Source organism: Methylocaldum sp. 14B (assembly GCF_002005105.1).
GTDB lineage: Bacteria > Pseudomonadota > Gammaproteobacteria > Methylococcales > Methylococcaceae > Methylocaldum.
The window spans coordinates 153,151-167,044 of sequence record NZ_MSCV01000008.1 but is presented as its reverse complement, the minus strand read 5'-3'; the positions used below and the strand labels follow the sequence as shown (position 1 = coordinate 167,044).

General features: G+C 58.8%; 13 protein-coding genes. 7 read left to right on the top strand and 6 right to left on the bottom strand.

Features of this window, described 5'->3' with window-relative positions; all coding sequences use genetic code 11:
* The first annotated feature begins 282 nt into the window (after positions 1-282).
* Together B2A78_RS25995 and B2A78_RS08060 are read left to right on the top strand one after the other, a co-directional pair.
* Positions 283-1,632 (top strand): hypothetical protein, encoded by a 1,350-nt coding sequence (locus B2A78_RS25995; RefSeq protein WP_166642561.1) that lies wholly within the window; start codon positions 283-285, stop codon positions 1,630-1,632.
* Positions 1,633-1,863: 231 nt separating this feature from the next.
* Positions 1,864-3,024, top strand: a complete 1,161-nt coding sequence (locus B2A78_RS08060) for a papain-like cysteine protease family protein (RefSeq protein WP_077729438.1) — start codon at positions 1,864-1,866, stop codon at positions 3,022-3,024.
* 199 nt (positions 3,025-3,223) lie between these two features.
* On the opposite strand, the gene B2A78_RS08055 is transcribed toward B2A78_RS08060, so the two are convergent.
* The 4 genes from B2A78_RS08055 to B2A78_RS08040 form a co-directional block, all read right to left on the bottom strand.
* The gene (locus B2A78_RS08055) at positions 3,224-3,526 is read right to left on the bottom strand and encodes a hypothetical protein (protein WP_077729436.1); all 303 of its coding nucleotides are present in this window, start codon (positions 3,524-3,526) and stop codon (positions 3,224-3,226) included.
* A 652-nt stretch (positions 3,527-4,178) separates the two neighbouring features.
* Entirely contained in the window at positions 4,179-5,591 is a 1,413-nt protein-coding gene (locus B2A78_RS08050) for a M20/M25/M40 family metallo-hydrolase (protein ID WP_077729434.1), read from the bottom strand.
* 90 nt (positions 5,592-5,681) lie between these two features.
* A complete protein-coding gene (locus B2A78_RS08045) occupies positions 5,682-7,394 on the bottom strand; it encodes a potassium channel protein (RefSeq protein WP_077729432.1) in 1,713 nt (570 codons plus the stop codon).
* A complete protein-coding gene (locus B2A78_RS08040; RefSeq protein ID WP_077729431.1) occupies positions 7,391-7,774 on the bottom strand; it encodes a DUF6394 family protein in 384 nt (127 codons plus the stop codon). Before B2A78_RS08040 ends, B2A78_RS08045 begins: the two co-directional genes overlap by 4 nt.
* Positions 7,775-8,005: 231 nt before the next feature.
* On the opposite strand from B2A78_RS08040, the gene B2A78_RS08035 reads away from it, so the two are divergent.
* Complete coding sequence (locus B2A78_RS08035) at positions 8,006-8,617, top strand: RNA ligase partner protein (protein ID WP_077729430.1); 612 nt, start codon at positions 8,006-8,008, stop codon at positions 8,615-8,617.
* Here B2A78_RS08035 and B2A78_RS08030 read toward each other — a convergent pair.
* Positions 8,576-9,688: an RNA ligase gene (locus B2A78_RS08030; RefSeq protein WP_205780702.1), complete on the bottom strand. Its 1,113-nt coding sequence runs from the start codon at positions 9,686-9,688 to the stop codon at positions 8,576-8,578. The two genes, B2A78_RS08035 and B2A78_RS08030, sit on opposite strands and share 42 nt — an antisense overlap.
* Before the next feature lie 156 nt (positions 9,689-9,844).
* Here B2A78_RS08030 and B2A78_RS08025 point away from each other — a divergent pair, with 156 nt between their 5' ends.
* The 4 genes from B2A78_RS08025 to B2A78_RS08010 all read left to right on the top strand — a co-directional run bounded on the left by B2A78_RS08025 (position 9,845) and on the right by B2A78_RS08010 (position 11,802).
* A complete protein-coding gene (locus B2A78_RS08025; protein WP_143735106.1) occupies positions 9,845-10,342 on the top strand; it encodes a DUF2956 domain-containing protein in 498 nt (165 codons plus the stop codon).
* Positions 10,339-10,857, top strand: a complete 519-nt coding sequence (locus tag B2A78_RS08020) for a lipocalin family protein (protein ID WP_077729427.1) — start codon at positions 10,339-10,341, stop codon at positions 10,855-10,857. Before B2A78_RS08025 ends, B2A78_RS08020 begins: the two co-directional genes overlap by 4 nt.
* 180 nt (positions 10,858-11,037) lie before the next feature.
* Entirely contained in the window at positions 11,038-11,550 is a 513-nt protein-coding gene (locus B2A78_RS08015; RefSeq protein WP_077729425.1) for a cupin domain-containing protein, read from the top strand.
* Between the two features lie 9 nt (positions 11,551-11,559).
* Entirely contained in the window at positions 11,560-11,802 is a 243-nt protein-coding gene (locus B2A78_RS08010; RefSeq protein WP_077729424.1) for a hypothetical protein, read from the top strand.
* A 292-nt stretch (positions 11,803-12,094) separates the two neighbouring features.
* On the opposite strand, the gene B2A78_RS08005 is transcribed toward B2A78_RS08010, so the two are convergent.
* Entirely contained in the window at positions 12,095-13,834 is a 1,740-nt protein-coding gene (locus tag B2A78_RS08005; protein WP_077729422.1) for a multicopper oxidase domain-containing protein, read from the bottom strand.
* Positions 13,835-13,894: the final 60 nt, after the last annotated feature.

Here is a 13,894-nt window from a genome sequence, read left to right as displayed (position 1 = left end):
GGATACGCCAGTCCTGTTTAACCGTGCAGACAGGACTAACAGCATGCTTGCAGCGTCAAAATCATCCGTTCGATTCCAATTTTTTTTGCATTGGGTACGCCAGCGTACCGATATCTCGTTGCGGCCGAGTTAGTTTGTCAGCGCGTTCTGAAGATGCGCTGGACATTTCCTCTCCGGCGGAAGTTCAGCACCTCCAGGCTAACGCATTAGGCTCCGCCGCTAAAGGGCGCTTCGAGGGAGCTTAATTTATGGACCAAGCGCCGCAACATTTCGGAGGTTGATATGTGTACCTATGAGAATCGGACGGATGTGGCGAAGATCGAAAAACAGATTGACAGGTCTCTTCAAGACGAAGGGAAGGCAAAGGAGGTGTTGCGCGAAATTGCGCAGCTTTGCCTTGATACCAAGAGACAACCCGACTACATGTCGCAGTGGCTTTCTCTTTTGAGGAAGAAAGGAATAGACGCCAGAAAATTGGCGGGCAAGAACAATTATGTAGAAATATACCCGAGTGGAACGCACGGAAAAGGTAAAAGTGACAGGCTGCTATTCCAGGTGGAAGAAACGTGGGTAGAGGTCGTGGAAGCAGGTGAAAGCACCCATGGCGGCGCGTTGAAGCTGAGTGCCGTATCGACCATGTCCTTGGCTGAACTGGATCAAATCATCGCCGCCGGCCCCCACGCGGCTTTAGACGCAGTCCTCGCCACGGACCAATCGGCCTTCCAGGACTCGGATGGACTGATCTCGTTCGTAAACATGTCCAGCTCTTTCGTTACCAGCAACCCGGAATACAAAACCGGACGGGAGGTCTGCGACAAAGTTTCCAACTTCTTCGCGACCCTGCGAATCAAGGTTTTCGGCTATCTACAGAAGAACCCCGGCAAGGTTCTGCCGGGAGACAGCGTGCCGAAAACGCAGTGGGACGCCGCCGTGACCCATTATATGCAATTTCTGCTGACTCAGGCCGGCGGACTCACGAATTACAGGGTCACAACGGAGACCTACTCTGTAACTCAGGTCATCACCGAGTTCAGCACCTCGCTGATCAAGCTTCTATTCGACGCGGCCGCGGCTCCCGAGAGCATCGTGAGTGATGTCGTGAAGTTTGTGCAAGGAGTCGGACAATCCCTGCGGGCGAGTTGGGACGACAAGTCCAGGCATTATGCGACCGCCTTGCTCGGTCAATGTCACGAAGCGGTTCCCGTAGATGCTTCGGACCAGACCACCGTCTACTTCCCCAAGATCAAGTACTACTACATCTCGGTCGACTCCTCCCAGCATGCCTTCACGTCCAGTTGTGCAACGGTGGAGAAATTGACCTTCGACTTCAAGTACGAGTACTACGTCACCGGCTTGAAGGCATCGATATTGGACCCGACCTCCGATGACTACAAGCAGTTCGTGGCGTTTCTGGACAAGGCACAAGCAGTGTCGTATCAAGACGCCAATAACAATCTCGATGCGATCCTGGATAACACGGTATCGGACGAACCGGCGACATCCCTGGAATTTTCCTCCGACCCGAGCGTGAACGTGTTCGGCGTTGACTTGACGGAATATCCCCGTGTTGCCATCAAGCCTCCCCGAACGATAGAGCGGGTATTGAACAGACACGCCCGAAGCGCATCGTAACCGGCGGGTTTCGTGAATCCGCTCTCGTATCGGAGCAATGTGCTTCTTTTAACCGCCGACCGACCGGGAAGGCTTGTTTCGCAAGAGATAGAACCCCTAGCGGGGTAGCCCTGCCCGGCGACTCGGCGAACGTCCGAGTTAGCGTTAAGCATCCCCGGCTTTGGCCCGGGCCATCATGGCACGTGCCTCAGCTGGGGACCTTGCCCACCATTGATTAGGAGGAAATGAGGTATGAATGCATCCTTCACACTGGCTACAAGTCGCCCGTACAGCTCTCTGTTACGGGAGGTGAGCATTCTGGGAAAGCTCTTCGCATCAAAGCAATTGGCCTTTGAGATGCAGGCGCAGACCGAATCCAACTGGTGTTGGGCCGCGACGGCAACAAGCGTGTCTCACTTTTATTGGCTCACGAGCACATGGACGCAGTGCCGCGTCGCGAGCAGCGAGTTGGGACGAAGCGATTGCTGCAACAGCACGGTCCCACCGGCGTGTAACGTTCCGTGGTATCTCGATCGGGCGCTGACGCGTACCGATAATTTTGTCAGTATGATGGGACAGGCCAGCTTTCAGCAGATACGCGATGAAATCGATGCCGGACGACCCGTCGGCGCGCGGGTTGGCTGGAACGGGGGTGGTGGCCACTTCATGGTGATCTGCGGCTATAGCCTTGTTGGCGGTGTCGAATACTTCGATATTGATGACCCGATCTACGGCAATAGCCATCTTGCCGTCTCGGAGTTCGCCAGTAACTACCAAGGCAGCGGAACTTGGACGCACACCTACTTCACCAAGAGTTACTTCAAGATGCCGATTAAACTATTGATTCCCAAAGAACCAATTCTCCGCCGGATATGGGAAGCTCGACCGCTGTTGAGCTTGAAGCAAGATATGACGTTCACCGGGAACATGCGCGATGCCTTGCAGGAAGGACGTGCCTCCCTTGGAATGGCCCATCGCATCTATTCGGTCGGCTTGGATTCATTGGTCGCCGATCGAGCTCCGGCACCCCACGCGATCGGTATTCGTGTCTATGAAATATCCGGCGACACGCCACAGGCTTTCTTCGATGTCAGCGAAGAGGAACAACCACGCCTGCTGCAGATGTCCGCATCGAAGAACCATCTGGAACCCTTCGCGCGTGGCATGGCGGAAGCGCTGGCAACGGTTAAACAGATCGGCGAGGAATGTGAACTGAGAATGTTCCGTGTGCCTGCTCTCAATTTCGAGGCGCTATGGATTAATTGTGAAGATGAAACCAAGGACGTGCTCGTGCCCTTGCGCGCCGTCGGCCGATTGGCCTCTTACAAGGCGGTGCCTCTGGACGACGCGTTCGATGCCCTGCGGGAGGCGGCACGTCCATTGGCGCAAATGGACGAGACGATGGGCGCCTGATCGCATGCGGTAAACGATCGCGGAAATCGCATTCGGTACATCGCTATCTCCGTAACCAAGCCGGGGCCTTCGCGGAATCCGGCCCAATTGATCGGTCGGCGACCCCAGCCTTCGATTATCGGGCCGTTTTCCCGTGGGCTCGTGGCTTTGCCGCATCAACTCGGCAAGGAGCGAATGATCGCCGGCGCCCTGCTCTTCACTATCCGGTCCGGAGCAGTAGCCCTTCTCCAACGCCGAGCCGTTTCGGCGAAGAGTAAATCCATATTTCGGTGCCGTCGTCGGCGATCGCCGAGGCGGCGCCGTCCTCTTCGAGGGTCGGGTAATACCGCTCCAGCTCCGGAGGCGGTTGCCACCAATAACCGAGGAGGACGGCGAATTCCCGGCGGTTCCGGAGGGGATCGCGGACGGGATAGCTGCCGGGTTCCGGGTGCAGCGGTACGGTGCCGTCTTTCACGGCCTGCCGGGCGATGGCCTCGACTGCGGCGGCATCGGGGCCGGACAATTCGCGACCGGTCAGCTAAAGGTCGATCTCGCCAAGCCAGAACATCTTCTGACGGAATCCGGAGTCGGTTATCGGCTGCCGGTGTCGGCCGGCCGACTGCGCTCTACTGATGGCGGCTGACGCATCAATCAAACTGTCGGAGTTCGATTCGCGCGTAAGAGTTGGTTTCCGACGGAGGTAGCTGTGGGAGCGGGCTTTAGCCCGCGATCGAGCGATTTATCGCAGGCTAAAGCCCGCTCCCACACTAGGCCATTTGCAATCGATCCTTACGTCCGAATGGAAACGGCTCCAATCGTAGGGTGGGTTAGCGAAGCGTAACCCACCGATTCGAAGTCGCTTCTGACGGAATCCGGAGTCGGTTATCGGCTGAAGATCTCGGCCGGTCGGCCCCGCTCCGGGGACGGCGAGAGCATTCTTCTGCTTATTGGAGGGCCCCCAGCGGGTCTGTCGGCAAGGGATTGCCGACCTACAAAACCGGGCCACCAAGTAGGTCGGGAATCCTTTCCCGACGGCTTCATCGGCAAGGGATTGCCGACCTACGACTCCCACGTGTCCCAAAAGCACCCCGGAATGAAGAGGGAATCCCGGCAACCCCGCGAAATTGCCGGGTTTCGTTGCTCAAGCCAGACTACACATTTGGACGGCTGGATATTCAGCCCGCCAACTCCGAGTATCTCGCCAGAATATATGCCACGCACGCCGTCAGCTTCTTCGCATAGGGAATGTGCAGAAACTCGTTAGGCCCGTGGGCGTTGCTCTTGGGGCCCAGAACGCCGGTAATCAGGAATTGGGCTTCGGGGAATTGCTCGCCGAGCATGCCCATGAAGGGAATGCTGCCGCCCAGCCCCAGATAGGCCGCATCGTGGCCGTAGAAGGTTTGCGAGGCCTCGCTCGTGGCCCGCTCCAGCCAGGGCGCCAGGGCGGGGGCGTCCCAGCCGGTTCCGGCCTGCTCGAATTCGACGGAAATCTCGGCGCCGTAAGGCGGCTCGGCGGTCAGCACGCGCCGGATGACGTCCTGGGCCTTTAGGCTGTCCACCGTCGGCGGCAGGCGGAAGGACAGCTTGAAAGCGGTGTGCGCGCGCAGCACGTTGCCGGCCGATTGCAGCGGCGGCATGCCGCCCTGCCCGACTACCGAAAGCGTTGGACGCCAGGTACTGTTGAGCAGCAGTTCGGCCGGATCGTCGCTCACCGGACGGAGCGTCGGCACCGCGCTGAAACTTTCGAGCAGGCCGCCGCCCAGTATCGCCGCCGCCGCTTTCGCCTGTTCCCGCCGTTGAACCGGAATCTCCGCCTTGAGTTCCGGCAGGCGAATGCCGCCGGTCGCCGCGTCTTCCAGGCGGTCCAGCAACTGGCGCATGATCCGCATGGACGAAGGGACGATGCCGCTGGCGATGCCCGAATGGGCGGATTCCGTCAGCACCTTCACGTCGACGATACAGCTCACCAGGCCGCGCAGCGAGGTGGTCGACCAAAGCCGCTCGTAGTCGCCGGCTCCGGAATCGAGCGCGATCACCAACTCGGGCTTGCCGATCAGATGGGCATAGCGTTCGAGATAAGGCGGCAAATCGGGCGATCCGCTTTCTTCCGAGAACTCGATCAGAATCGCGATGCGAGGGCGCTTTCGCCCTTCCAGCGCTTTCAAGGCGGCAACCGCGGCAAACAGCGCATAACCGTCGTCCGCGCCGCCCCGCCCGTAGAGCTTGTCGTCCTTGAGCACCGGCGTCCACGGCCCGAAACCCTCGTGCCAGCCTTCCATTTCCGGCTGCTTGTCCAGATGGCCGTAGATCAGCACGGTTTTGTCCAAATCCCCCGGAATGTCCAGGAGCAGCAGCGGCGTCCGGCCGGGAATGCTGAGATCGTGCAGGGTCCAGCCCGGAACAGGATGCGCGTTCAGCCAGTCCACCGCCAGCCGGCGCGCCCGTTCCATGTGGCCGTTCGCCTGCCAGTCAGGATCGAACGCAACCGACAGGTTGGGGATCTTGATGTAATCGATGAGCGTCGGCAGGATCTCTCGGTCCCAAAATTCATCGATGGATTGCCGCAGTGCGTCAGGGTGAATGGTCATCGGTATGTCTTCTCGCAGGGTCGTCAATCGAAAAAGTCTGTCATAGCGGCAAACGGTCCGTCCACCAGGTGGCCAAGATGGACTGTACCCTTAGAGTCCCGCCTCGGCGCCGGTCAGCTTTCGCCAAAGCCAGCTGCTGGCAACCTCCGTGCCGAACAAAACGTAATTCAGGACATTGAGATTGCGGAGTATCGACTGCTGGTCCGGAATGGCCGACGACATCCCGGCAAACAGGATGCTGTCACCCTCGCGCAGCATGAGCTCCGGCGCAGGAATCTCGATGTCCTCGGCGCTCCGCACCACCATCAACGGGATACAGGGCAGATGCCGATTCCGGTCGACGGGATCGCGCATCAGGCTGTCCAAACCAATCGCTGAGCGGTGGATCATCTCCGCGACGGCCGGGGCCTGCCGAGAATCGAGGGTCACGCTCCAGACGGCGGGAACGAGCGTCCCGGTGACGGCGGAAATCCGGGCGATGACATCGTCGGCCCAGGCATCGTCCTTGCGCTTCACGATCGCGAGAAAGCGCGACAGCAGCGGCGTCGTCAGGATCGCCAGGCATTCGTGCGCGATGATTTCGCTCGGAACCACCGTGAAATCGGAATCGAAAGCCGTGAACAATTCGCGGTTTGCCTGCAGGTTTTGCCTGAGCACCACGAATAGATTGGGGTTGAGCTCGCGCGCCGTGACCACGATCGACAAGTTGTTGATGTCGTCGTCGGTACCGGCGACGATGCCCACCGCGCCGTTCACCCCGGCCTCGCACAGCGTCTCGGCGCGCGTGCCCACGCCGAGAACCCAAGGCAGAGCCGTTTCGCGGCTGGGCGGCTTCGGGTCGATCAGGGTTACGTCCAACTGTTCGTGCGTGATATGACGAACGATCGCCTGCCCGAATCGCCCGTAGCCGCACACCAGCCAATTCCCGCGAGGCGGCACCCGCTCGGCGGCCAGTTCCGTGCCCGGCAGCCCTGTCAGCCATTCGAGCAGTCGGTAGGAGCCGGGAGACCGTATCGCCAGCGCGAGATATTCCGCGAATTTCTCGAACGGATCGATGATGTGCCGAGTACCGAAGGATGCCATGTTGGCGGCCACGTCGACCGTCGTCGCCCGGCACAATGCGGGAATCTCCGGATTCAACAGCCGTACCGCGATGGCGACGGCGAGATTGGCGGAGTCGTCGTTGGTGAGGGCGATGACGCCCACGCAGTTCGGGTGGGTCAAGCCGGCCATGATCAAATTGTTCGGCAGCCGGGCATCTCCGGCCAGGCCTGGCGCATCGAATAGATAATCCTGCAAATCGAGTTCGTCGATACGCTCGGGATCGATGTCGATCACCACGAACGGGATGTTCAGATAATCCAGCGAACGGGCCAGCAACTGGCCGGTTTCACCGTAACCGCAAATCAGATAGAAAGGTTCTCCCAGCCTTCTTACCGAACGGGCGAAGCGTTGTCCGGTCAGCGCCTGTTTGAAACCGCGGTCCTGAATCACGGCAAACAGCTTGCTGATGACGTAGGCCCAGCCGATCACGGACAGGAAAATGCAGAAGATGACCCAAAGCCGCTGCGCGTCGGTGAAGGTGTAGGGAATTTCGCCGAAGCCTATGGTCGTTGCCGTGTAACTGATGAAATAAAGCGCATGGAAGAAATCCATCCGCCAGGGATTTCCTTGCGCATCGACACCGGGAATCAGCACCAGCCCGCCCACCGAAATCGCAAAGATCCCGATCAAGAAGATCAGCGGCGCCCGCATGTGGCGGAGCGCGACAAAAAAGGCGGTGTTTATCGGGCTTGTATTCATCGGCGCAGCATTACCGTCTCGGCGATCAGCATCGTCACCGAAATGAGATTGGCGAGCATCGCACCGCCGGCAAGCGAAACCACGCTGGCCATGGCTCCGGGCGTCAGCCCCTCGGCCGACATATAAACCGCATAGCCCCAGTCCACGGCCGCGGCGATCAACTGAAGGTCGGCCACCAGGCTGGTGGCCAGATGAATCGCGCCGATCTGCGTGCGATCGCCGAACTTGAGCACGGTGGCGATCAGATTCACCACGATGGCGGCGAACAACTCGGAGACATGATGAAGATGAGGCTTGTCGATTTCGCCGACGAAGAAGCCAAAGTTGAGCGTGGCGGCGAGAACGATGAAGAAACCAAAGACGACTTTTTCCAGATTCATGCAACTCCTCTCAGTGAATAAGCGGATACGTCCGCACTCGGGGCATTCTCCTCAGGCTTAGGCCGCCGGATTCAACATATTCCCCTTATGCCAGGTTTGCAACGTGTGCGGCCGGGGTGATTCCAAGGGTAATGAAAAGCATTGCTCGCCGGTCACGAATCGCATGCAGTAACGGTTGACGGTTCGCAACCCGGTTGGCTATAACCTTCCAAAACCCGCGCAGGAGCCGCCATGACCGAGCGCTTCGTCCTCGATACCAGCGTTTTCACCAATCCCGACATCTACACCCAATTCGGCGTCGATTCGCCGAGCGCCATACTCGGCTTTCTCGAACTGGTCCGCCAGACGTCCGTCGAATGTTTCATGCCGCGCTCGGTGTACGACGAGCTCCGCCTCATGAAAAACATGGGCGAACTGCCGCCGGCTTTCGAGGCCAGCGTACGCATCCGCTCGCCGCGCAAGTTCAACTTGCAGATTCCCGCCCAGATCGTTTACGAACTCATCGAAGAAGTGCGCAAGCGCATCGACCGCGGCCAGCACATCGCCGAGGAATACGCCAAGGCCGCCCGGGAAACCGGCGAAATCCAGGACGCGGGACGGGTCATCAATCGGCTCAGGGAGCGTTACCGGGAAGCGCTGCGGCAGGGCATCATCGACAGCCGCGAAGACATGGACGTGCTGCTGCTGGCGTACGAATTGGACGGCGTCCTGATATCCGCCGACGAGGGACTTCGGAAATGGGCCGACAAGGTCGGCGTAAAAATCCTGATGCCGGAAAACCTCCGCAGCGTTCTGGAAACGCTAATCGAACACCACTTTCCCGGCCAGCCAGTCGCTCAATAGACCGTTCAGCGACGGATAGATGCGGTCGAACTCCAGTAGCCAGAATCCGCCCTCCGGCTTCAACTCCCGCTGGACGACCTGAACGTGGCCCGAGGCCCGTTTCAGATATTTGATCAAGCGGCGGGCGTTTTCCGGATCGCGGAAACGGCAGCGGAAGCGGTGGGAAACCCGGCCTTCGCTGCGGTGCTGCCGGATGGCTTCCTGCAAACCGTCCAGGAATGCCGCCCCGGCCCGCCGGTTCAAATCGTCGAATCCTTCCAGCTCCTGCTCGTCGACAAACAATGCCAGTCTCAGAATTCGGCTGGTGAAATACTCGGGCGACAAATCCAGAAGGCTGTAGACGCTGGTTCGGATGTCCGAAAGATTGGCGCTGCCGGTGACATGTTTGGTGCGCCGCTGGCGGGGCGAATCCTCCTTGAACACGGCGCCTTCGCGGCCTTCCTCGTCGAGTTGCTTCAGGATGTCCGAAATGGGTTTTATATCGCTGGTTTCGAAACTTCCGAAGATCTCGACCGACGGCAGGGCGTACCGGCGGATCAGCTCCATTTTCTCGTCCTGGGGCAGAAAGCGCGGGCTGTTCCGCCGCATCAGGTCGAACACGAACAGCCTCACGTCTTCCGAAATGAACGGCGGCGCGCTCTCTATATAGGGATTGTCCGGCCCCGCGACCTCGGCGCACAGCACCAAATCCGGCTGGTCGTCGAAAATCGCCGTGTCGAGCAGATCCGGCAGGCGATCGGTGGTAAACGGGCAAACGTAACCGCCGCGGGTCAGGGCGATGGGGCTGCTCTGAATTCGGGTCACACGGATGTTGAAACCGTCGATTTTCTCCTCCATCCAGAAAGGACCGGAAAGTTGCTTCGCGAGCCCGGTTCGCAGCGCGAGCAGCCGCCCGATGGCCGGATAGCCGTAAACGGTTCCTTCGTCGAAGATGACGGTGCCGCGCGCAATATCCTCGAAATCGTGAACGAATCGGACATAGCGCAAACCGCCGCTTTCGGCATCGGCTGCCTTGCCCGATTGCACGGCCTTTCGAATCCGTTCGGCGTCGATTGCGGGTTTTGAAATCACGAGTAATAAGCTCCGGGAGATCGATACCTTGAATAAATAGACCTCCGGGATGGCCGAGGCAACCCGTTTGAATCCGGCTCGCTTTATGAAAGCAATTGTCAAACGCCCCATTCCTGGACTAACGTGAGGAAATTAAATTCATTCTTCTGAAACACCATGTCCAAGACCGATTCTCGACCGTCGATTCAGACTCAAATCAACGAAAGCATCCAGGAAGAAGCGCTCAAGGTCGCGAGGAGTATCCAGAAGCCGGGGCAAACCAAGGAACAAACCAAGTTGGTGGCGCAAGGTATCGCCAAAGGCATCGAGCTTTACAAGAAACAGCAGAGCGCCAAGGCCCGGGAACGGGATAAAGTGCGCAAGAAAGCGCTCAAACTCAAACAGGTCGAGTCAACCGGCCAACAGCGGGAGGAGGATGAAGCGGATTTCACGTTGGACCTCGCTGAATCGGGTATCAGCGGAATGCTGCTCCTCGGCGGAGGAGTCTTCGCCATTATGGCCGGCATCCTCGCCGTATCGCTTGTCGCCGGATGGCTGGTAAGCTTTGGTCCTTTCACCCTGCCCGTCTGGGCGTCCCTGGCCGCCGCCATGGCGTTTGCCGGGTTTTCCGGGTGGTTCTTCTATAAGGCCATTCGGCTGAATCACGGTCAATGAAACTGCTGGCACTCCTGTCCACCCTATTTCTCGCGGGATGCGCCGGTATCCCCAAAGGCGTTTCGCCCGTTCATGGCTTTGAACTGAGCCGGTATCTCGGCGCCTGGTACGAAATCGCGCGCCTCGACCACTCGTTCGAACGGGGCCTGACCCGCGTCACCGCGACTTATGGCCTTCGGGAGGACGGCGGCATAAAGGTGGTCAACCGGGGCTTCGACTCCCGAAAGCAGGAATGGCGGGAAGCGACAGGCAAAGCCTATTTCGTGGAAAGTCCGAACATCGGCCGGCTGAAGGTTTCGTTTTTCGGGCCTTTTTACGGCGGCTATAACATTATCGATCTGGACAAGGAGAACTACTCCTACGCCCTCGTTTCCGGCCCCACCCGATCGTATTTGTGGATATTGGCGAGAGAGAAGACACTGGAATCCTCTGTACTACACCACCTGGTCACGAAAGCCGAAGCGCTCGGATTTGCGACCGATCGTCTGATCTACGTCGACCACAGCGAGAAGTAACCGGCATATCCGCCAATCGGCCGAGTCAACGATCGGTCATACAGCCGGCTCAGGCGGCCCGGACGTCCGCTTGCCTGACAAGCCCTTTTGGGATATATACCCTTCCGTCGCGTTCCTTTCTTCGAAGGAACCGCTAGTTCTTGCTCAACAGCAATCGAAGGAAACTCAGGGAGGGTATCGATGAAGTCTCAAAAATCCATCTCGCGCATTGCGATTTCCATGGCTTCCGGTTTGATCCTTTATGCTAGTCATGGTTGGGCCGGCACCACAGACACGACTGAGGGCGTTCAAGGCTCCAACACATCCAATACCGGCGTAATGATCTACAAGATGGGACGGATCGTCGACGATTCCGATTTCGTGGATGTCACTTCCCAGATACCGGCGCTAGGCGGAACAGTGTTGAAGGGCAATCCGACCATCAAGATGCGGTTCGACGCGCCACCTCCTCCGGACGACACTACCGTGCACGGGGTTTTCGAGCAGATCGGACAAGCCAGGATCCGGATCGTCTTCCCGTTCGACGAGCACATGCAAGTCATTCACGGGGTGCTCAAAATCACAGATTCAGCGGGAACAATCACTTATCTGACACCCGGCGACTCGTATTTCATCGCGCAAGGAAGCGAAGTCTTGTGGGAAACCCTGACGCCGCTTTTTCAGAAATCCTTCCATGACTATACCCATCACTGAGCCATTCCGGTGACGGATCATTACCAACCCATCAGCTGCGATTTCCACGACGAACTGGAAACGCTCGCGGTGAGACGCCGTACGTGCCCGATCACTTATCGGGACGCGTCCGGCGATCCCGTTACCGTCGAGGACCGAATCGAGGATATTTACGCCAGGGACAAGGAGGAATTCCTGAAGTTGAAGAGCGGGTTGGAGATTCGCTTGGACCGCCTGATCGAAGTCGATGGAAAGCGGCTGAGAGCCGATTAGAGGGACAGGCGTCGGCGAAGGATGCCGGCCTCGAGTTGGACGGAAAACACGATTACGCCTCATGTTTCCGGCGTAGGCGTAGGATGGGTAGAGCGAAGCGAAACCCATCGATGGTGGGTAGAACGAAGCGAAGCCCACCGGTTCCGCGGCCTTGCCTGGTGGGTTACGGCGCGCAGAAACACAGAGGGAACTTTGCGGACTCGGCGTGATGCGCGCCTAACCCACCCTACAACGCTACAACGCCATCGTTTTCCGGTGTGGCGGGATATTGTTGACAGACAAATCCCGGCGGCTACTCGATCAAGAAGTCCCGCATCATGCCCATGTCCTCGTGTTCGAGGTTATGGCAGTGATACATGAACACGCCCTTGAAGTGGTGGAACGGCTTGATCATGCGCACGGTCTCGCCAGGCATGACCAGCACGGTATCCTTCCAGCCGCTACTGATTAAACCGTCTTTTACCGTCGCATAGCTGTCCGCTCTCTCGACGGCTACGGTGCGGCTGATGATCTGGAATTGGTCGCCATGCAGGTGGATGGGGTGCGCCATGGAAAACATCATCCCCATGCCACCCCTCATGCCCATACCGCCCATGCCCTGCCCTTCTGGCTGAGCATCGCTTCCGTGGCCGCCCATCATTCCCATCATGCGGCCTCGCATACCGTGGCCCATGCCGTGTCCGCCGCCGCTAGTATGGAAAATTTCCATGAGCTGCACGGTATCGAGCGGAATCCGCTCGAACGGCTGAATATCGTCGAAGGCATAGGAGCGGCCGTTGAGCAGCATCGCCATCGGAGACTCAGAAATGGCGATCGGCACGGGCTTGCTGGGGTTGGCGACATCGTCCAGCGTATAGCGGTCGATCTTCGACAGCCGGCTCGGCAGCTTCGGGCTCTCGCCGGTCTCGCGGGTGACGCGGATCTTGAACAGGGGATAATCGCTGCCGACGGGCAAGGCCATGGCGCCCATCATGCCCATTCCTCCCATCATGCCGCCCATGCCTCCCCTTCCGCCGCGCCCCCCCATGTGCTCGGCCATCATCGGCAGCACGCCGGAGAACGGCAGGCTGCGCATCGTCAACTCAGTGCCCTTGGGCCGGCCGCTGAAATCCGCCCAGACATCGAGGCGCTCCCCGGGTGCCAGCATCACGTAAGGGAAAGTTTCCGGGGACTCCAGGAGTCCGCCGTCGACGCCGATCACGGTCACCGGCGTGCCGTCGCTCCAGCCGAGTTTGTAAATACGGGCATTGGAGCCGTTGAGGAAACGGAGACGGTAGGCGCGGCTGGCCACTTCGAACTCGGCATTCGGCTGGCCGTTGACCAGGATGCGGTCGCCGTAGAATCCCATCATCCGATCGTGCATGTGCGGACCGTAAATCAACTGGTTTTGGGCATTGAACCGGCGATCCTGAAGGACGATGGGTATCTCGTACTCGCCGGAAGGCAATTCGAGTCTCGCCTCCTCTTCGTCGTTTATGATCAAGCCGCCGGCAAGACCGTAGTACACCTGCTTCGCGGTAATTTCGTGCGGATGCGGATGATAGATATTGAGGCTCGCCCGGTTGATCACTTCGAATTCATACACGAAGGTCTCGCCCGAATCGATGATGTACATCGGATGGCCATCCATCAGCGCGGGGACGTGGAGTCCGTGCCAATGGGTGATAGTGGGTTCCATCAGGTCGTTGCGGAAATGAATGCGGACTTTCTGGCCCTTTTGCAAGCGGATGATCGGTCCGAGATAGCAACTGGGCAGCTCGGTCAGCGTATCCTTCGGGCCACTCAGCAACTTGGCCGTATAGTGCTGCACCCGGGTCGCCTGGCCCGGCAGAATGGATATGGAGCCCTGGCGGGCAGCCAATTCGATCTCGACATCGGGCTTGAAGGCGGGAGACGCCCGATTGGGCGTCAATTTGGGCATGCCGTGCATCTCCATGGCACGCACCCATGCCGGCATGCTCGCTGCGGCTAATAAACCGACACCGGTTTGAAAAATGAAGCGGCGGCGCGAACGATCGACTGGATCTTGCATAAGCTCTCCTCGAATCTGTCGTTATGGTCGCAGACGGCTCAGCCGCATCTTTTGGGGTTG